The following is an 18,796-nucleotide window of genomic DNA, read 5'->3' on the forward strand; positions in this document are numbered from 1 at the left end:
CTGATCGTGGATCAGTGCTTGCTGTCCTGATTCGACAGCGCCAGCAACTGCTTTTCCTGGTTCCAGTCGAACGGTTCGTCGTTCTGTTCGGCTTCGAAGCGACGCTCTTCCAGTGCCTGGTACAGGTCGATTTCATCATCGGGCATGTAGTGCAGGCAGTCACCGGCGAAGTACCACAGCAAGTCACGCGGGACCAGGTGGGCGATTTGCGGGTAGCGGGTGATCACCTGGCACAGAATGTCCTGGCCCAGGTATTGGCTTTCGATCGGATCGACCGGCAGCAGGGCACGCAGTTCGTCAAAGCGCTCCAGGAACAAGGCATGGCTTTCTTCGGGAACCTGGTCGGCCTCACCTACGGCGACCAGGATGCTGCGCAGGTGGTCGAGCAAAACGAGATGATCGGCAACGATGTTGGACACGAGATAAGTCCTCAAGAGCAAAACGGGCGCGGGAGTATAAAGCTCCTGCGCCCTTTTTTACATGCTACACAGGATTAGCTGGATCAGCGGACCTGCCCATCGGTCAGTGCTATCTCGTCCTTGGCGAAGTCATCGACATCGATCACCTTGCGCCGCGCCGCTTCGGCCTCACGCAGGGTTTGTGCTTCCACAGGCTGCAACACGCCGGCTTCCAGGGCGGCATCGATGACATGTTCGCCAGCGACCGGTTTGACCTGACCGCTCTTGAGCGCCACATGAAGCTTTTTCTGTAGCGGTTGCGCTGTGCTCAAGAGGTCACAGGCGTGCTGCAGGACACCCACCGGATCCTCGTTCGATTGCGGCCGGTAGCAGCCCTGGAGCAATTCTTCGAGGGCAGGATCACCCTTGGCGCGACCGATCACCGCCGCGACCGCGGCACCGAGCTTGTCCGACGGCCCTTTGTGGCGACGGCCGAACGGGAACACGATCACCCGCAACACGCACGCCAGCACTTTGTTCGGGAAATTGTTGAGCAGTTCATCCATGGCCCGCTCAGCCTGCCCGAGGCTTTCCTCCATGGCCCAGGCCAACAGCGGTTCCATGTACTGCGGTGCATCGAGGTCGTTGTAACGTTTAAGCGCGGCGCTGGCCAGGTACATGTTGCTCAACACATCGCCCAACCTCGCCGACAGGCGTTCGCGGCGTTTCAGTTCCCCGCCCAGCAACATCATGCTGAGGTCGGCCAGCAGTGCGAACGCGGCAGCCTGACGGTTAAGCGCGCGGAAATACCCCTGACTGAGTTTGTCGCCCGGCACGTGTTCCAGATGACCGAAGCCGAGATTCAACACCAGCGTGCTGGCCGCGTTGCCCACGGCAAAACCGATGTGCTTGAGCAACAGGCCGTCGAACTCGGTCAGTGCCTGATCCTTGTCCTCACGGGTGGCCAGCGCCATTTCCTTGAGCACGAAGGGATGGCAGCGAATCGCGCCCTGTCCGAAGATCATCAGGTTGCGCGAGAGTATGTTCGCGCCTTCCACGGTGATGCAGATAGGCGCGCCTTGCCACATGCGTCCGAGATAGTTTTTCGGGCCCATGATGATCGCCTTGCCGCCATGCACATCCATCGCATGGCTGATGCACTCGCGGCCGCGTTCGGTGAGCTGATACTTGAGAATGGCCGACAGCACCGACGGTTTCTCGCCCAGGTCCACCGCGTTGGCGGTGAGCATCCGCGCGGCGTCCATCATCCAGGCGTTGCCGCCGATACGGGCCATGGCTTCCTGAATGCCTTCGAAAGCCCCAATTGGCACATTGAACTGCTCGCGGATCTGCGCGTACTGGCCAGTCACCAGGCTGGTGAACTTGGCCATGCCGGTGCCCACCGCGGGCAGGGAGATCGAGCGACCGACCGACAGGCAATTCATCAGCATCATCCAGCCCTTGCCGAGCATGTCCTGTCCGCCGATCAAGAACTCCAGCGGTATGAACACATCCTTGCCGGAGTTCGGGCCGTTCATGAAAGCCGCACCCAAAGGCAGGTGGCGGCGACCGATTTCCACGCCGGCGGTGTCGGTTGGAACCAGTGCCAGGCTGATGCCCAGGTCTTCTTTCTCACCCAGCAGGTGGTCCGGGTCATAGGCCTTGAATGCCAGTCCGAGCAATGTGGCTACCGGACCCAGGGTGATGTAGCGCTTTTCCCAGTTCAGGCGCAGGCCGAGGGTTTCCTTGCCTTCCCATTCACCTTTGCAGATCACCCCGGTGTCGGGCATGCCGCCGGCGTCGGAGCCGGCCAGTGGCCCGGTCAGGGCGAAACACGGAACATCGTCGCCGCGCGCCAGGCGGGGCAGGTAATGATTGCGTTGTTCGTCGGTGCCGTAATGCAGCAGCAGTTCGGCCGGGCCGAGGGAGTTGGGCACCATCACGGTGGAGGCGAGGTCGCCGCTGTGGCTCGCCAGTTTCATCGCCACTTGTGAGTGGGCGTAGGCCGAAAAACCCTTGCCGCCATATTCCTTGGGAATGATCAGGGCGAAGAAACCGTTGTCCTTGATGAACGTCCAGGCCTTGGCCGGCAGATCCATGGTTTGCCCCAGCTGCCAGTCGCTGACCATGGCGCAGAGCTCTTCGGTCGGGCCGTCGATGAATGCCCGCTCTTCTTCGTTCAATTGCGCGATGGGATAGGACAGCAGTTTGTTCCAGTCCGGACGACCGCTGAACAGTTCGCCGTCCCACCATACGGTGCCGGCTTCTATGGCGTCGCGTTCGGTTTGCGACATGGGTGGCAGGGTTTTCTGGAACCAGTTGAACATGGGCGCGCTGAAGAATTTGCGACGCAGATCAGGCAATAGCAGCGGTGCCGCCACGGCGGCGACCAACACCCAGAAGATCAGCAGCAACCAACCCGGTGCGCGACTGAAGGCGCCCATTGCCAGCAGGTAGACAGCCACAATGCCCAGGGCGGGCAGTGGCGCGATGCGACGGTGGGCTAAATAAGCTATCCCGACAACCAGAACCAGTATCCACAACAGCAGCATATTTAATCCTCCGTGAAACCAGGGCGAACCAACCCACAGAGCTTAGACGGCATCCGCGAAACAGGGTGGTCACAGCGAGGTGATTGAAAACGTGGGAAACCCTGGATGATTTTGTAGGCCCCGCAAACGAGAGACCCGTGAAAAATCGTTCATTGAGCGGGCGACAAAGCGTCCATGTTTGGCCGAAACGTCGTTATCTCTGTGCTGAACCTCTCGCTAGACTCGAGGCTTGCCCTGGACGTTACCAGCATGGAGATCGCCCGTATGCACGAGTACCTAAGCGCCGGCCGCTTCATCGATAGTGACCACCCCTCGGTGGTGGAGTTCGCTGAAAAGCATCGTGGCAGCCGTCGCGAGCCGATCGAGCAGGCGATCCACCTTTATTACGCCGTTCGTGAGGCGGTGCGCTACAACCCCTACACCTTCAGCCTCGATCCGCAGACCCTGCGCGGCAGTTATGCGCTGGCTGCCGGGGAGAGCTATTGCGTCCCTAAATCCACGCTGTTGGCCGGGGCGGCACGGCATTGCGGGATCCCTGCGCGGATCGGCCTGGCGGACGTGCGCAATCATTTGTCGACGCCGCGCTTGCTTGAATTGCTCAAAAGCGATGTGTTCGCCATGCACGGTTATACCGAACTGTATCTGAACGATCGCTGGGTGAAGGCCACGCCGGCGTTCAATCAAGGCTTGTGCGATTTGTTCAATGTCGCGCCGCTGGAGTTCGACGGGATCAGCGACAGTGTTTTCCATCCTTTCAATCGCGACGGCGAGAAACTGATGGAGTACCTGGTCGATCACGGTCAGTTCACCGATGTGCCGGAAGCGTTCTTCTTCGAGCATCTGCACAAGTGCTACCCGCACCTGTTCGGTGAGCAACTGCAACCGTTGCTGGGGGACATGCAGAGCGATTTGAGTCGCGCCTGATCCGGCGTATGCTGCCTGCGCATTCATCAATCGAGAGGCGGTCATGCTGAAGATCTGGGGTCGGAAGAATTCATCGAATGTCAGGAAACCGTTGTGGGCCGCCGAGGAACTCGGCCTGGCCTATGAAGCCATCGATGCGGGCGGTGCTTTTGGTGTGGTCGACACGCCCGAGTACCGCGCCATGAACCCCAATGGCCGTGTTCCGGTGATCGAAGACGACGGTTTCGTGTTGTGGGAATCCAACGCGATTGTCCGTTACCTGCTGGCCAAACATGCTGCGAATACGGCGTGGTATCCGTCGGATCTGCAGGCGCGGGCCATCGCTGACAAGTGGATGGACTGGGCCACCTCCAGTTTCGCAGGGCCGTTCCGCACCGTGTTCTGGGGCGTTTTGCGCACCCCGGCAGAGCAACAGGACTGGCCCGCCATCAAGGCTGCGATCAAGGAGTGCGACGCGCTGCTGGCAATGGCCGATCAGGCGTTGGCGACCAGGCCGTATCTGTCGGGTGAGCAGATCGGCATGGGCGACATTCCCCTGGGCAGTTTTATTTATGCCTGGTTCGAGATGCCGATCGAGCGCGCGCCACAGCCGCATCTTGAGGCCTGGTACGCGCGGTTGAAGCAGCGTCCGGCGTATCGCAAGGCGGTCATGACTGCGTTGACTTAATACTCACTATCGACACACTTGACTGTACTTGTGTGGCGGCGACAAGCACCATTGTGCCAATGCGCCGCGATTGCATAGATCGCCGCCCGCGCTTACTGATCCCTTTCTTTCCTTCTTGGTGCGTAAATCCGATATGAGTTCCGCTCTGTCCATCCGGCAGCTAACCAAAACCTACGGCAACGGTTTCCAGGCCCTGAGTGGTATCGATCTGGACGTTGCCGAAGGTGACTTCTTCGCCTTGCTCGGCCCGAATGGCGCCGGCAAATCCACGACCATCGGCATTCTCTCGACCCTGGTGAACAAGACCAGCGGCACGGTGAATATCTTCGGTCACGACCTGGACAAGAACCCGGCGGCGCTCAAGCGCTCCATCGGCGTGGTGCCCCAGGAGTTCAACTTCAATCAGTTTGAAAAGACCTTCGATATCGTCGTGACCCAGGCCGGCTACTACGGCATCCCGGCGAAAATCGCCAAGGAGCGCGCCGAGCAATACCTGACCCAGCTCGGTCTGTGGGACAAGCGCGATGTACCTTCACGTTCGCTGTCCGGCGGCATGAAGCGCCGGCTGATGATCGCCCGTGCACTGGTTCACGAGCCGCGCCTGTTGATCCTCGACGAACCGACTGCCGGTGTGGACATCGAACTGCGTCGCTCGATGTGGACCTTCCTCACCGAGCTGAACAAGAAAGGCATCACCATCATCCTCACCACGCACTATCTGGAAGAGGCTGAGCAGCTGTGCCGCAACATTGGCATCATCGACCACGGCACCATCGTCGAAAACACCAGCATGAAACAGTTGCTCGGTCAGTTGCATGTCGAGACCTTCCTGCTGGATTTGAAGAACAGTCTGAGCGCGCCACCGCAACTGATCGGCTATCCATCACGGTTGCTCGATGCTCACACCCTGGAAGTCCAGGTGGACAAAAGCATGGGCATCACCGCGCTCTTCACCCAGTTGGCGCAACAAAGCATCGAAGTGCTGAGCCTGCGTAACAAAACCAATCGCCTTGAGGAGTTGTTCGTGTCCCTGGTGGAGAAAAATCTGTCGAAGGTGGCGGTATGAGTTCCGAGCTGCGCCCAAACCTCGTTGCCCTCAATACCATCGTTTACCGTGAAGTCCGGCGCTTTACCCGGATCTGGCCGCAGACCCTGCTGCCGCCGGCCATCACCATGGTTCTGTACTTCGTGATCTTCGGTAATCTGATCGGCCGGCAGATTGGCGATATGGGTGGCTTCACCTATATGGAGTACATCGTGCCGGGGCTGATCATGATGTCGGTCATCACCAACTCCTATGGCAACGTGGTGTCGAGTTTCTTCGGCAGCAAGTTTCAGCGTTCCATTGAAGAACTGATGGTGTCGCCGGTCTCGCCGCACACCATCCTGATCGGTTACACCCTGGGCGGCGTGCTGCGCGGGTTGATGGTCGGAATCATCGTCACGCTGCTGTCGCTGTTCTTCACCCATTTGCAGGTGCACCACCTGGGCGTGACCATTCTGGTCGTGGTCCTGACGGCAACGATCTTCTCGCTGTTGGGTTTCATCAACGCAGTCTTTGCACGCAACTTCGATGACATCTCGATCATCCCGACCTTCGTGCTGACGCCGCTGACGTACCTGGGCGGGGTGTTCTACTCGATCTCGCTGCTGCCGCCGTTCTGGCAGACAGTGTCTCTAGCCAACCCAGTGCTGCATATGGTCAACGCGTTCCGTTACGGGATCCTGGGGGTTTCGGATATCCGCATCAGCATTGCGATTACGTTCATGCTGGTGGCGACGGTGGTGCTGTACATCGGTTGTGCGCGTTTGCTGGTGAGTGGGCGGGGGATGCGTACCTAAGTAGTACTGTGTTGCCTTCTTCGCGGGTAAGCCTCGCTCCTACAGGCATCCGTGTGTGGGAGCGAGCCTGCTCGCGAAGGCGTCATTCCAGACACCACAAAAAAACGGCCTCCCATTCGGAGGCCGTTTTGCCATCTCACATCCTGCTCTGCTTGCGCCGCCTCCACTGCCGCGCAACCCACCAGCGCCAATACATCATCACCAGGCAATACGCCACGGCTCCCAGCACCAGCCCAGTCACCACCGAACCCAGCAAGAAAGGCTGCCACAGGGTCGAGAGCTCACCGCTGATCCATTCCCAGGTCAATGCATCCGGCAGCTGACGAGCGGGAACGTCCATCAGCCAGGCGCCAGTCTGATAGGTGCAGAAGAAGACGGCGGGCATGGTGATCGGGTTGGTCAGCCAGACCAGGCTGACGGCAATCGGCATGTTGCCGCGCACGACAATGGCGAGGACGGCGGCGACCAGCATCTGCAACGGAATCGGCAAAAACGCCGCGAACAGGCCGACGGCCATGGCCCGGGCGACGGAGTGACGGTTGAGGTGCCAGAGGTTTGGGTCATGCAGCAGGGTGCCGAGAAAGCGTAAGGATTTGTGTTCCCTGATGCTGGTCGGATCTGGCATGTAACGTTTGAATAAGCGCCGGGGCATAAGGCTTCTCGGTCGGTTAAGGCGGCAAGTATGTCTGGATTCTATGAACCGCCCATTCAGACTTTGTGACAATTGATAACGGTGGTCGTGCATTTAACTGGCTATGCCTAGGGACGGGACTCTCAAGGACGGGCGTATGCGCACAGGGATGGTGGCGTTGGCGCTGGGTTTGCTGGCCCTGCGTTTTTTACCGGCATTGCCGTCGGTCGGGTTGTTGCTGTTGATGCCGGTGGTGGGTTTGATGTTGCTGCCGTTCAGGACGTACCCCGTTGCGTTTTTCCTGTTCGGTTTGAGTTGGTCTTGCGTGCAGGCGCAGTGGGCGCTGGATGATCGGTTGGCACCGAAACTGGATGGCGAAACACGCTGGATCGAAGGGCGGGTAGCGGGACTGCCCCAACACGGCGAAGGCGTCGTACGATTCGAACTGGTCGACACCCGGTCACGGCACGGAAAAATGCCGCGGCTCATGCGTCTGGCCTGGTATGACGGACCGCCGGTTAACAGTGGCGAGCGCTGGCGACTGGCGGTCAAGTTGAAGCGCCCCGCAGGATTGCTCAATCCCCATGCTTTCGATTACGAGGCCTGGTTACTGGCGCGTGGTATCGGCGCTACCGGGACGGTCAAGGACGGTGAACGACTCGTCGAGGCGCGAGGGGCCTGGCGTGACGGCATTCGTCAGAAGTTACAGTCAGTGGACGCACAGGGTCGATCGGGTGCACTGGCGGCGCTGGTGCTCGGGGACGGTGCCGGGCTCAGTCGCGAAGACTGGAAGGTGTTGCAGGACACCAGCACCGTGCATTTGTTGGTGATTTCCGGACAGCACATCGGATTACTGGCGGGGTTGGTGTATCTGCTGATCGCCGGCCTTGCCCGATATGGTTTCTGGCCAAACCGTCTGCCGTGGCTGCCCTGGGCCTGCGGTCTGGCATTCGCCGCCGCCCTTGGTTACGGGCTGTTGGCCGGTTTCGAGGTTCCGGTGAGGCGCGCCTGCCTGATGATCGGCCTGGTGCTGCTATGGCGCCTGCGATTTCGCCACCTCGGCGGCTGGTGGCCGCTGCTGTTGGCGCTCAATGGCGTTCTAATACTGGACCCGCTGGCCAGCCTGCAACCCGGGTTTTGGTTGTCGTTTGGTGCGGTAGCGGTGCTGATCTTTACCTTCGGGGGGCGCCTGGGTCCCTGGCGATGGTGGCAAACCTGGACTCGTGCGCAATGGTTGATCGCCATAGGCCTGGGACCGTTATTGCTGGTATTGGGGCTGCCGATCAGTCTCAGCGGGCCGTTGGTCAATCTGCTGGCGGTGCCCTGGATCAGTATGCTGGTGCTGCCACTTGCCTTGCTCGGGACCCTGCTGCTGCCCGTGCCCTATGTGGGGGAGGGCTTGCTGTGGCTGGCGGGTGGCCTGGTCGACGGGCTTTTCAAGGGCCTGGCGTTCATGGCCGGGCAGATTCCCGCCTGGATACCTGAGGCGGTTCCCTGGTGGGCATGGTGCATGGGGGCACTCGGTGCATTCCTGCTCTTGTTACCACGAGGCGTACCGCTGCGGCCATTGGGTTGGCCTTTGCTGCTGTTGCTGGTTTTTCCGCCCCGACCCACCGTGCCTGAAGGCATGGCCGAAATCTGGCAGCTGGATGTGGGGCAGGGGCTGGCCATCCTGGTGCGTACCCGTCATCACGCGCTGCTCTATGACGCCGGACCGCGCTTCGGCGATAACGACCTGGGCGAGCGCGTCGTTCTGCCGACATTGCGCAAACTGGGCGTGGACGGCCTTGACCTGATGCTGATCAGTCACGCCCACGTCGACCATGCCGGCGGGGCGCGGGCAGTTGCGAAGGGGCTGTCGGTCAAGCGCGTGATCAGTGGCGAACCCGGGGTGTTGCCGGAGCAACTGCTGGCCGGAGAATGCGAGAACGGTCGGCAATGGACCTGGGACGGCGTGAACTTTGAGCTGTGGCAATGGGCGGATGCCCGGGAAAGCAACCCAAAATCCTGTGTGCTGCAGGTTGAGGCCAATGGCGAACGAATACTGCTGACCGGTGATATCGACATGGCGGCCGAACGGGCCCTGCTCGACAGTCCCCTGGCGGTGACGACCGATTGGCTGCAGGCGCCGCACCACGGCAGCCGCAGTTCGTCTTCGATGGCGCTGCTTGCCGCGTTGCAACCCAAGGCAGCGCTGATCTCCCGAGGCCAGGGCAACTCCTTCGGCCATCCCCATCCCTCCGTCATTGCGCGTTATCGGGCCCGGGGCGTGACGATCCATGACAGCGCCGAACAGGGCGCCATCCGTCTGCAACTGGGGCACTTCAAACCGCCGTGGTCGATGCGCCAGCAACCGCGATTCTGGCGCTCCGCGCAATGACCGCAGATCATGAAAGCCCGACCGGATGTGACATCACGGTCTTCGGTGCGCCCACCCCCTATGTTAGAGTGGCGCACTTTTTCGAGGGGACATTCACTGTGTGGGAATTGGTCAAATCCGGCGGCTGGATGATGCTGCCGATCATTCTGAGTTCCATCGCGGCCATGGCGATCGTCGCCGAGCGCCTGTGGACCCTGCGAGCCAGCCGCGTGACCCCGGAGCACTTGCTCGGGCAGGTCTGGGTCTGGATCAAGGACAAGCAACTCAATAAAGAAAAGCTCAAGGAACTGCGCGCCAATTCGCCACTGGGCGAGATCCTGGCGGCGGGCCTGGCCAACTCCAAACATGGTCGCGAGATCATGAAGGAGTGCATCGAAGAGGCCGCAGCCAGGGTCATCCACGAACTGGAACGCTACATCAACGCCCTCGGCACCATCGCCGCGATGGCGCCTTTGCTGGGTCTGCTGGGTACGGTGCTGGGCATGATCGACATTTTCAGCGCGTTCATGGGCTCGGGCATGACCACCAACGCCGCCGTGCTGGCCGGTGGTATCTCCAAGGCGCTGATCACCACAGCTGCGGGCCTGATGGTCGGTATTCCGTCGGTCTTCTTCCACCGTTTCCTGCAACGTCGGATCGATGAACTGGTCGTGGGCATGGAGCAGGAAGCCATCAAGCTGGTCGAAGTCGTTCAGGGCGATCGAGACGTGGACCTGGCTGGGGGCAAAGCGTGAAATTTCGCCGCAAGCAACGGGAGAACGTGGACATCAACCTCGCGTCGCTGATCGACGTGGTGTTTATCCTGCTGTTGTTTTTCGTGGTGACCACCACCTTTACCCGTGAAACGCAGCTACGGGTCGACCTGCCGGAAGCGGTCAGCGGTTCACCTGCCGAGGACCAGTCCAAACAGCTGGATATCGCGATCAGTGCCGACGGCGTGTTCTCTGTGAACAACCAGATTCTGCCGAAAAGCGATCTGACAACGCTGATGGAAGCGCTGCAGAAAGAATCCAATGGCGACACCAATCGACCGCTGTCCATCAGTGCCGATGGCAAGTCCCAGCACCAGTCGGTGATCACCGCCATGGACGCCGCCGGCAAGCTTGGCTTCAGCCACTTGCGCATGACGACCGTCGAGGCGGCGCCGACCGCGCCCTGATGACCATGTCCGATCGCCTGCTCGCCGCGTGGTACCAAGGTCATCCAGCGCTGAAGTTGTTGCAGCCGCTGGAGTGGTTGTACCGGCGCGTGGTCAACAACAAGCGCAAGCGCTTTCTGGCGGGCGAGGGTGACATCTATCAGCCCCCCGTGCCGCTGATCGTCGTTGGAAACATTACGGTCGGCGGCACCGGCAAGACGCCGTTGATCCTGTGGATGATCCAGCATTGCCAGCGCAGCGGTTTGCGGGTCGGTGTGGTCAGCCGTGGTTACGGCGCCAAGCCGCCGCATTTGCCGTGGCGGGTCGAGGCGGATCAGAACGCCGACATCGCCGGCGACGAACCGCTGTTGATCGTCCAGCGCACGGGTGTGCCGTTAATGATCGACCCCGATCGCAGCCGCGCCGTCAAAGCCTTGCTGGCGAGCGAGCCGCTGGACCTGATCCTGTCCGATGACGGCATGCAGCACTACCGGTTGGCCCGCGACCTGGAACTGGTGCTGATCGACAATGCCCGTGGCCTGGGCAATCGCCGTTGCTTGCCGGCCGGTCCGTTGCGCGAGCCGGTCGAGCGTCTGCAAAGCGTTGATGCGGTGCTCTACAACGGCGCCGAAGCTGATCGCGACGGTGGCTTTGCCTTCCAGTTGCAACCCACCGCCTTGATCAATTTGCGCAGCGGCCAACGGTGTTCCCTCGAGCACTTCGCCCCTGGTCAGGCGCTGCACGCCGTGGCTGGCATCGGCAATCCGCAGCGTTTCTTCAAGACCCTCGAAACGCTACACTGGCAGCCAGTCCCGCACGCATTCGCCGACCACGCCGAATACAGCGTGCAGGCTTTGAATTTTACCCCGTCATTGCCATTGGTAATGACCGAAAAGGACGCGGTGAAGTGCCGTGCCTTCGCCGCTGCCGATTGGTGGTACCTGGCGGTCGATGCTGTGCCGTCGCCGGCTTTCGTGGCCTGGTTCGACACGCAGTTGATGCGCCTGTTGCCGGCACGTCTGTTGCCATAAATCCGTTTTTATCCAGGGAATGCTCATGGACACCAAATTGCTCGATATCCTCGCTTGCCCGGTCTGCAAAGGCCCGCTCAAGCTCAGCGCCGACAAGACCGAGCTGATCAGCAAGGGCGCCGGTCTGGCGTACCCGATTCGCGACGGTATCCCGGTGATGCTTGAATCCGAAGCCCGTACCCTGACCACCGACGAGCGTCTGGATAAATGACCACCGCCTTTACCGTTGTCATTCCATCGCGCTACGCCTCCACCCGTTTGCCGGGCAAACCGCTGCTGCTGATCGCCGGCAAGCCAATGATTCAGCACGTCTGGGAACAGGCGAGCAAAAGCAGCGCCCAGCGCGTCGTGGTCGCGACTGACGATAAGCGCATCCGTGAGGCCTGCATCGAGTTTGGCGCCGAAGTGGTGATGACCCGCGAGGATCACAACTCCGGCACCGATCGCCTGGCGGAAGTCGCGACGAAACTGGGCCTGGCGCCAGACGCCATCGTGGTGAACGTCCAGGGTGACGAACCGTTGATCCCGCCGAGCGTGATCGATCAGGTCGCCGCCAACCTGGCAGCCCACACCGAAGCCCGCATGGCCACCCTGGGCGAGCCGATCGAAGACGTGCAAAGCCTGTTCAACCCCAACGTGGTCAAGGTCGTCAGCGACATCAATGGCCTGGCACTGACTTTCAGTCGCGCCACGCTGCCTTGGGCGCGAGATGCCTTTGCCCAGAATCGCGATCAGCTTCCGGAAGGCGTGCCCTATCGTCGCCACATTGGCATCTATGCCTATCGCGCCGGTTTCCTGCATGACTTCGTCAGCTGGGGCCCGTGCTGGCTGGAAAACACCGAATGCCTGGAGCAGCTGCGGGCGCTTTGGCACGGCGTGCGGATTCACGTCGCCGACGCGCTGATCGCCCCACCGGCCGGTGTCGATACGGTTGAAGACCTTGAGCGCGTTCGTCGCCTGCTGGAGGCCTGATGCGGGTTTTGTTTGTCTGCCTGGGCAACATCTGCCGTTCACCCACGGCCGAAGGCGTATTGCGGCACAAACTGCGGGAGGCGGGGTTGGCCGACCAAGTCGAAGTCGCCTCCGCCGGTACCGGGGACTGGCACGTCGGCAAGGCGCCGGACAAGCGCAGCCAGGCCGCGGCAAAGTCGCGCGGATATGACCTGTCCGCCCAGCGCGCCCAGCAAGTCACCCGCGCCGACTTCGCCACGTACGACCTGATCCTGGCGATGGACAACAGCAACCTGCGCAACCTGAAGGCCTTGCAACCGGCCAAGGGCAAGGCTGAGCTGGATCTGTTCCTGCGCCGCTATGAGTCTGAAGTCGATGAGGTCCCGGACCCGTATTACGACGGGGATCAGGGTTTCGAGCAGGTGCTGGACTTGATCGAGCGTGCCAGCGATCGGCTGGTGGTCGAACTGAAGGGACGCTTATGAGTTTGCAGGTTCGATCACAGGTTTCGCTCAAGCCGTACAACAGTTTTGGCGTGGACGTTCAGGCCCGCCTGTTTGCCGAAGCCCACAGCGACGCCGATGTGCGAGAAGCCCTGGCTTATGCGCAGGCGCACGATGTGCCGTTGCTGGTGATTGGCGGCGGCAGCAACTTGCTGCTCACGGCTGATATCCCGGCACTGGTGCTGCGCATGGCCACACGCGGGATTCGCGTGGTGAGCGATGACGGCAGCAAAGTGATGATCGAAGCCGAGGCGGGCGAGCCGTGGCACCCGTTTGTGCAACACACGCTGGTGCACGGACTGTCGGGTCTGGAAAACCTCAGCCTGATTCCCGGCACCGTGGGTGCGGCCCCGATGCAGAACATTGGCGCCTATGGCGTGGAGATCAAGGACGTGTTTGCCGGCCTGACCGCACTCGATCGCCAAAGTGGCGAATTGCGTGAGTTCACTCTGGACGAATGCGACTTCGCCTACCGTGACAGCCTGTTCAAACAGCAGCCGGGGCGCTGGTTGATCCTGCGCGTGCGATTCACCCTCGACCGTACCGCGCATTTGCATCTGGAATACGGTCCGGTGCGTCAGCGCCTGACGGAGCAAGGTATCGAGCATCCGACCGCCACCGATGTCAGCCAGGCCATTTGCAACATTCGCAACGAAAAACTCCCGGACCCAGCGGTGCTCGGCAATGCCGGAAGTTTCTTCAAGAACCCTTTGGTGTCGGCAGCGCTGGTCACGCAACTCAAGGGCGAATACCCGGATCTGGTGGCCTATGCGCAACCCGACGGTCAGATGAAACTGGCCGCCGGCTGGTTGATTGAGCGGGCCGGCTGGAAAGGTTTCCGCGAGGCGGATGCGGGCGTGCATAAATTGCAGGCGCTGGTGCTGGTCAACTACGGCAGCGCGACCGGCCTGCAGTTGCTCGACCTGGCACAGCGTATCCAGAAAGACATTTCAGAACGTTTCCATGTCGACCTGGAAATGGAGCCGAACCGGTATTGAAGCTAAGCTTTCAAGGTTCAAATCCAAAGCCCTGCACTGATGAAAGTGCAGGGCTTTTTTGTTAATGCTGCGTTAACTTAGCGAGCTAACGATGCAATGCGTTTGTTTCATCAAAGGCCCGGTGCAGACGTCTCCGTCGGCATAAGAGAGCCTCATTAGCCTGAGCCGATCTGCGTGTGCCAACCGCCGATTTCCGGCGGCAGATTGCTCGACCCCATAACCCAATACTATGCGGGCGTGCCCATGATTACCTTGAAGCTCAATGGTCAAGACCATCAACTCGACGTCACCGAAGATATGCCGCTGCTCTGGGCAATCCGTGACGTGGCCGGTTACAACGGCACCAAATTCGGCTGTGGCATGGGCCTGTGCGGTGCCTGCACCATTCATATCGGGGGTGCCCCGGCGCGGAGCTGCATCACGCCGATCGGTTCGGTTGTCGGGCAAAACATCACCACCATCGACAACCTGCACGCCGACCCGGTCGGCAAAGTCGTGCAGCAGGCCTGGCTCGATACCGCGGTGGCCCAATGCGGTTACTGCCAGGGCGGGCAAATCATGTCCGCCACCGCGCTGCTCAAGACTAATCCCAACCCCAGCGACGAACAGATTGAAGAAGCGATGGTCGGCAACATCTGCCGTTGCGGCACCTACAACCGCATCAAGACCGCTATTCGCACGGCATCCACTCACCTGAAGGAGGCCAAGGCATGAGCCGGTTACCGAATGATTTCGCCCTGAGCAACCTCAGTCGGCGTGGTTTTCTCAAGGGGGTGGGGGCCACCGGAGCGCTGGTGGTGGCCGCGAGCTGGGGTTGGCAAGACGTTTTTGCCGAAGAGAAAGAGAAGAAGTTCGGCGCCGACGGCATGCCCCATGGCTGGGTCGACGATCCCAAGGTGTATGTCAGCATCGCCACTGACGGCACGGTGACAGTAGTTTGCAACCGTTCGGAAATGGGCCAGGGCGTACGCACCAGCCTGACCATGGTGGTGGCCGATGAGCTGGAAGCGGACTGGGCGCGAGTCAGAGTGAAGCAGGCGCCCGGTGACGAAGTACGCTTCGGCAACCAGGACACCGACGGTTCACGCAGCATGCGCCACTGGTACGAGCCGATGCGCCGTTGTGGTGCCGCTGCGCGGACCATGCTGGAACAGGCCGCTGCCGACCAGTGGAAGGTTCCGGTCGGTGAATGCCACGCGCAATTGCACAAAGTCATCCACAAGCCGTCCGGTCGCGAGCTGGAATATGGCGCCCTGGCCGCTGCTGCCGGCGCTCTGGCCGTACCGGCGCGTGACAGCCTGCGGCTCAAGCAGCCGTCGGAATTCCGCTATATCGGCAAGGAAGGCACCAAGGCCATCGACGGTGAAGACATCGTCAACGGTCGTGCCGTGTATGGCGCCGACGTGCATTTCGACGGCATGCTGTTCGCAACCATCGCCCGGCCGGCGGTGTATGGCGGCAAGGTCAAGAGTTTCGATGGCGCGGCGGCCATGAAAGTCCCCGGCGTGGTCAAGGTTGTGCAGATTGAAAGCCGGCCATTGCCATCGGAGTTTCAACCGTTGGGCGGCATTGCCGTGGTGGCGAACAATACCTGGGCGGCGATCAAGGGCCGCGAGGCGCTGAAAATCGAATGGGATGACGGGCCCAACGCCAGTTACGACTCGATCGCTTACCGCAAGGAACTGGAAGCCGCTTCCCTTAAGCCCGGCAAAGTCGTGCGCAACACCGGCAATATCGACGAAGCCATGAAAAGCGCTGACAGCACGCTGGAAGCGTCCTACTACCTGCCGCACTTGTCGCAGTCACCGATGGAGCCCATGGTCGCCATCGCCCGCTTCAAGGATGGCTTGTGCGAAGCCTGGGGCCCGAGCCAGGCGCCACAGGTTACCCGCGAGCGGATTGGCGAGCGCCTGGGCGTGCCGTTCGACAACGTCACCTTCAATGTCACCTTGCTCGGCGGCGGTTTCGGTCGCAAGTCCAAGCCTGACTTCATCATCGAAGCAGCCATCCTGGCCAAGGAATTCCCCGGCAAAGCGGTGCGGGTGCAATGGACCCGTGAAGACGACATTCATTGCTCCTATTTCCACACGGTGTCGGTCGAACACCTCAAGGCCAGCCTCAACAAGGATGGCCTACCGTCCGGCTGGTTGCACCGTACAGTGGCACCGAGCATCACCGCACTGTTTGCGCCGGGGATGAACCACGAGGCGGCTTTCGAGTTGGGCATGGGCTTTACCAACATGGCCTACGCCATTCCCAACATCCGCCTGGAAAACCCCGAAGCCACTGTTCACACCCGCGTGGGCTGGTACCGCTCGGTGTCGAACATCCCCCACGGCTTTGCGATTCAAAGTTTCATCGACGAGTTGGCGCACAAGGCCAAGGAGGATCCGCTCAAGTACCAGATCAAACTGCTTGGCCCGGACCGGCAGATCGATCCGCGCACGTTGAGTGAAGAGTGGAACTACGGCGAATCACCCGAGCGTTATCCCATCGACACCGCGCGATTGCGCACGGTGCTGGAAACCGCTGCCAAGGCCGCCGGATGGGGGCGCGAGTTGCCGAAGGGCCGAGGTTTGGGGCTGGCGGTGCACTACAGTTTCGTGACCTATGTGGCATCGGTGATTGAGGTCGAGGTCAAAGAGGATGGCACCTTGATCGTGCACAAGGCTGACATCGCTGTGGACTGTGGTCCGCAGATCAACCCTGAGCGGATTCGCGCGCAGTTCGAAGGCGCATGCGTCATGGGCCTGGGCAATGCCGTGCTGGGTGAAATCAGCTTCAAGGATGGCAAGGTGCAGCAGGACAACTTCCACATGTACGAAGTGGCACGCATGTCACTGGCGCCGAAGGAAGTTGCCGTACATCTGGTCACGCCACCAGGCACTGTGCCGCTGGGTGGCGTCGGTGAACCGGGTGTACCGCCCATCGCCCCGGCGCTGTGCAACGCCATCTTCGCCGCCACCGGCAAGCGTATCCGCGACCTGCCGGTCCGTTACCAGCTGCAGGGCTGGAATAAGGTGGGGGCCTGATGGACAGCGCCGATCTGAACGTCCTGCGCACTGTGCTGGAGTGGCATCGCGCAGGCCGGGGGGTGGTGTTGTACAGCGTGGTCCAGACCTGGGGCACCGCGCCCCGGGCGCCGGGTGCGATGCTCGCGTTGCGCGAAGACGGTGTGGTGATTGGCTCGGTGTCTGGCGGCTGCGTCGAGGATGACCTGATTGCGCGGTTGCATGACGGTCGTATCCCGGCGGATGGGCCGCCAGTGCAACTCATCACCTACGGCGTGACCCGTGAGGAGGCGGCGCGTTTCGGTTTGCCGTGCGGCGGCACCTTGCGTTTGACCGAGGAGCGTATTCGTCATGCTGATTGGGTTGCACAATTGCTGGCTCATTGTGAAGCGCATGAAATCATCGCGCGCGAGCTGAATCTTGAAACCGGTGAGGTGACGTTGACGCCGGCCAGCAAGTCGGACGTGTTGACGTTTGATGGGCTGACGTTGCGCGCGATCTACGGTCCAAGGTGGCGTTTGTTGCTGATTGGAGCGGGGCAACTGTCCCGTTATGTTGCCGAGATGGCCCGGCTGCTGGATTTCGAAGTGCTGATCTGCGATCCGCGCAGCGAGTTCGTCTACGGCTGGGAGGAGCAACATGGTCGATTTGTCTCGGGTATGCCCGACGAGGCAGTGCTGGATATCCAGGCCGATGAACGTACGGCCATCGTCGCCCTGACGCACGATCCGCGTCTGGATGACATGGCCTTGCTCACGGCGCTTGATTCCAGGGCTTTCTATGTCGGTGCGCTGGGTTCGCGGGTCAACAGTCAGAAGCGTCGGGACAATCTGGCTCAACTGGGCTTGTCACAGCAGGCCATCGACCGGTTGCACGGCCCGATCGGCTTGCACATCGGCAGCCATAACCCGGCGGAAATTGCCTTGTCACTGATGGCGGAAATTGTGGCGATCAAGAATGGCGTGGAGCTGAAACAGAAAAAGCCACTGCGGGAGGGTGTATGAGTGAGCCTATCGGTGTCGTCATTCTGGCGGCGGGGCAGGGCAGTCGGTTTCGGCAAGTTGCGGGTGAAGAAAAGGACAAATTGCTGGCGGACTGTGCCGGGCGTGATGGCGCTGTCCGTTCGGTGATCGAACAGGTGCTGGTGAATGTGCCGGCCGAACTGAGCAAACGCGTCCTTGTGACCACTGCGGATCGTCCACAAGTCATCCGCATGGCCAAGGCTTATGGCTGCGAGATCGTGTTGGTCGAGTCGACGGGAATGGGTGACAGCATTGCGGCGGGGGTGGCGGCGTGTTCGCAACTCAGTGGTTGGCTGATGGTGCTGGGGGATATGCCGTTTACCCTGCCGTCGAGCATTGAACAAGTCATGGCGCAGGTGGCGGATGATTGCATCAGTGTGCCGGTTCAGAAAGGCGAATTCGGACATCCAGTGGGGTTCGGTCGCAGCTTTGGTCCGGGATTGATGGCGTTGTTCGGTGACCGCGGGGCCAAGGTGTTGTTTGCGCAGGGGATAGTGGTTGAAGTGGCTGTGGATGATCCTGGTGTGTTGTGGGATGTGGATGTGCCGGAAAAGCTGGTCTTCAAGTCGGCATAAAGCCCTGTGGGAGCGAGCCTGCTCGCGAAAGCGGTTGATCAGTCGATACATTTGTTGAATGTGAGGCCGATTTCGCGAGCAGGCTCGCTCCCACAAGGGGGCCAATTGTTTAGCCTGTAGGCATAAAAAAGCCCCGCCTGGGTTCACCAGGCGGGGCTTTTTAGTGGCCGACG

General features: G+C 60.8%; 19 protein-coding genes. 16 read left to right on the forward strand and 3 right to left on the reverse strand.

All coding sequences use genetic code 11. The features are described 5' to 3' along the window. Window positions 1-11: 11 nt before the first annotated feature. Together HNQ83_RS14935 and HNQ83_RS14940 are read right to left on the reverse strand one after the other, a co-directional pair. Window positions 12-419: a PA2817 family protein gene (locus tag HNQ83_RS14935; protein ID WP_077047009.1), complete on the reverse strand. Its 408-nt coding sequence runs from the start codon at window positions 417-419 to the stop codon at window positions 12-14. A gap of 83 nt (window positions 420-502) precedes the next feature. Further along, on the reverse strand, window positions 503-2,950 hold the full coding sequence (locus tag HNQ83_RS14940) for an acyl-CoA dehydrogenase (protein WP_175389673.1): 2,448 nt from the start codon (window positions 2,948-2,950) through the stop codon (window positions 503-505). A gap of 264 nt (window positions 2,951-3,214) precedes the next feature. On the opposite strand from HNQ83_RS14940, the gene HNQ83_RS14945 reads away from it, so the two are divergent. From HNQ83_RS14945 to HNQ83_RS14960, 4 genes are all read left to right on the forward strand, one after another. Beyond that, window positions 3,215-3,874: a transglutaminase family protein gene (locus HNQ83_RS14945; protein ID WP_175389674.1), complete on the forward strand. Its 660-nt coding sequence runs from the start codon at window positions 3,215-3,217 to the stop codon at window positions 3,872-3,874. Between the two features lie 43 nt (window positions 3,875-3,917). Further along, window positions 3,918-4,541, forward strand: a complete 624-nt coding sequence (locus HNQ83_RS14950; protein ID WP_175389675.1) for a glutathione S-transferase family protein — start codon at window positions 3,918-3,920, stop codon at window positions 4,539-4,541. Between the two features lie 133 nt (window positions 4,542-4,674). Then, window positions 4,675-5,607, forward strand: a complete 933-nt coding sequence (locus HNQ83_RS14955) for an ABC transporter ATP-binding protein (RefSeq protein ID WP_175389676.1) — start codon at window positions 4,675-4,677, stop codon at window positions 5,605-5,607. Beyond that, the gene (locus HNQ83_RS14960) at window positions 5,604-6,383 is read left to right on the forward strand and encodes an ABC transporter permease (protein ID WP_175389677.1); all 780 of its coding nucleotides are present in this window, start codon (window positions 5,604-5,606) and stop codon (window positions 6,381-6,383) included. The genes HNQ83_RS14955 and HNQ83_RS14960 overlap by 4 nt, the downstream gene beginning before the upstream one ends. Window positions 6,384-6,519: 136 nt before the next feature. Here HNQ83_RS14960 and HNQ83_RS14965 read toward each other — a convergent pair whose 3' ends face one another. Beyond that, window positions 6,520-7,035, reverse strand: a complete 516-nt coding sequence (locus tag HNQ83_RS14965) for a DUF2062 domain-containing protein (protein WP_175389678.1) — start codon at window positions 7,033-7,035, stop codon at window positions 6,520-6,522. A gap of 136 nt (window positions 7,036-7,171) precedes the next feature. Between HNQ83_RS14965 and HNQ83_RS14970 the strand changes: the two genes are divergently transcribed. The 12 genes from HNQ83_RS14970 to HNQ83_RS15025 all read left to right on the forward strand — a co-directional run bounded on the left by HNQ83_RS14970 (window position 7,172) and on the right by HNQ83_RS15025 (window position 18,623). Continuing rightward, the gene (locus HNQ83_RS14970; protein WP_175389679.1) at window positions 7,172-9,394 is read left to right on the forward strand and encodes a DNA internalization-related competence protein ComEC/Rec2; all 2,223 of its coding nucleotides are present in this window, start codon (window positions 7,172-7,174) and stop codon (window positions 9,392-9,394) included. Between the two features lie 98 nt (window positions 9,395-9,492). After that, on the forward strand, window positions 9,493-10,128 hold the full coding sequence (locus HNQ83_RS14975; protein ID WP_034149975.1) for a MotA/TolQ/ExbB proton channel family protein: 636 nt from the start codon (window positions 9,493-9,495) through the stop codon (window positions 10,126-10,128). After that, entirely contained in the window at window positions 10,125-10,553 is a 429-nt protein-coding gene (locus HNQ83_RS14980) for a biopolymer transporter ExbD (protein WP_175389680.1), read from the forward strand. Before HNQ83_RS14975 ends, HNQ83_RS14980 begins: the two co-directional genes overlap by 4 nt. Beyond that, window positions 10,553-11,563, forward strand: a complete 1,011-nt coding sequence (gene lpxK / locus HNQ83_RS14985) for a tetraacyldisaccharide 4'-kinase (RefSeq protein ID WP_175389681.1) — start codon at window positions 10,553-10,555, stop codon at window positions 11,561-11,563. Before HNQ83_RS14980 ends, lpxK begins: the two co-directional genes overlap by 1 nt. A gap of 25 nt (window positions 11,564-11,588) precedes the next feature. Beyond that, window positions 11,589-11,774 (forward strand): Trm112 family protein, encoded by a 186-nt coding sequence (locus tag HNQ83_RS14990; RefSeq protein WP_003179363.1) that lies wholly within the window; start codon window positions 11,589-11,591, stop codon window positions 11,772-11,774. After that, window positions 11,771-12,535, forward strand: a complete 765-nt coding sequence (kdsB, locus tag HNQ83_RS14995) for a 3-deoxy-manno-octulosonate cytidylyltransferase (protein WP_175389682.1) — start codon at window positions 11,771-11,773, stop codon at window positions 12,533-12,535. Before HNQ83_RS14990 ends, kdsB begins: the two co-directional genes overlap by 4 nt. Further along, a complete protein-coding gene (locus HNQ83_RS15000; RefSeq protein WP_175389683.1) occupies window positions 12,535-12,999 on the forward strand; it encodes a low molecular weight protein-tyrosine-phosphatase in 465 nt (154 codons plus the stop codon). Before kdsB ends, HNQ83_RS15000 begins: the two co-directional genes overlap by 1 nt. Then, window positions 12,996-14,015 carry a UDP-N-acetylmuramate dehydrogenase gene (murB, locus tag HNQ83_RS15005; RefSeq protein ID WP_175389684.1) on the forward strand — a complete coding sequence of 340 codons (1,020 nt, stop codon included), beginning with the start codon at window positions 12,996-12,998 and terminating at the stop codon, window positions 14,013-14,015. Before HNQ83_RS15000 ends, murB begins: the two co-directional genes overlap by 4 nt. A gap of 243 nt (window positions 14,016-14,258) precedes the next feature. Beyond that, window positions 14,259-14,729: a (2Fe-2S)-binding protein gene (locus HNQ83_RS15010; RefSeq protein ID WP_175389685.1), complete on the forward strand. Its 471-nt coding sequence runs from the start codon at window positions 14,259-14,261 to the stop codon at window positions 14,727-14,729. After that, window positions 14,726-17,047 carry a xanthine dehydrogenase family protein molybdopterin-binding subunit gene (locus HNQ83_RS15015; RefSeq protein WP_175389686.1) on the forward strand — a complete coding sequence of 774 codons (2,322 nt, stop codon included), beginning with the start codon at window positions 14,726-14,728 and terminating at the stop codon, window positions 17,045-17,047. Before HNQ83_RS15010 ends, HNQ83_RS15015 begins: the two co-directional genes overlap by 4 nt. Next, the gene (locus tag HNQ83_RS15020; RefSeq protein ID WP_175389687.1) at window positions 17,047-18,030 is read left to right on the forward strand and encodes an XdhC family protein; all 984 of its coding nucleotides are present in this window, start codon (window positions 17,047-17,049) and stop codon (window positions 18,028-18,030) included. The genes HNQ83_RS15015 and HNQ83_RS15020 overlap by 1 nt, the downstream gene beginning before the upstream one ends. Continuing rightward, entirely contained in the window at window positions 18,027-18,623 is a 597-nt protein-coding gene (locus HNQ83_RS15025) for an NTP transferase domain-containing protein (RefSeq protein ID WP_175389688.1), read from the forward strand. The genes HNQ83_RS15020 and HNQ83_RS15025 overlap by 4 nt, the downstream gene beginning before the upstream one ends. Window positions 18,624-18,796 lie beyond the last annotated feature (173 nt).

The organism is Pseudomonas sp. C2B4 (assembly GCF_013359695.1).
Taxonomy (GTDB): Bacteria; Pseudomonadota; Gammaproteobacteria; order Pseudomonadales; family Pseudomonadaceae; genus Aquipseudomonas.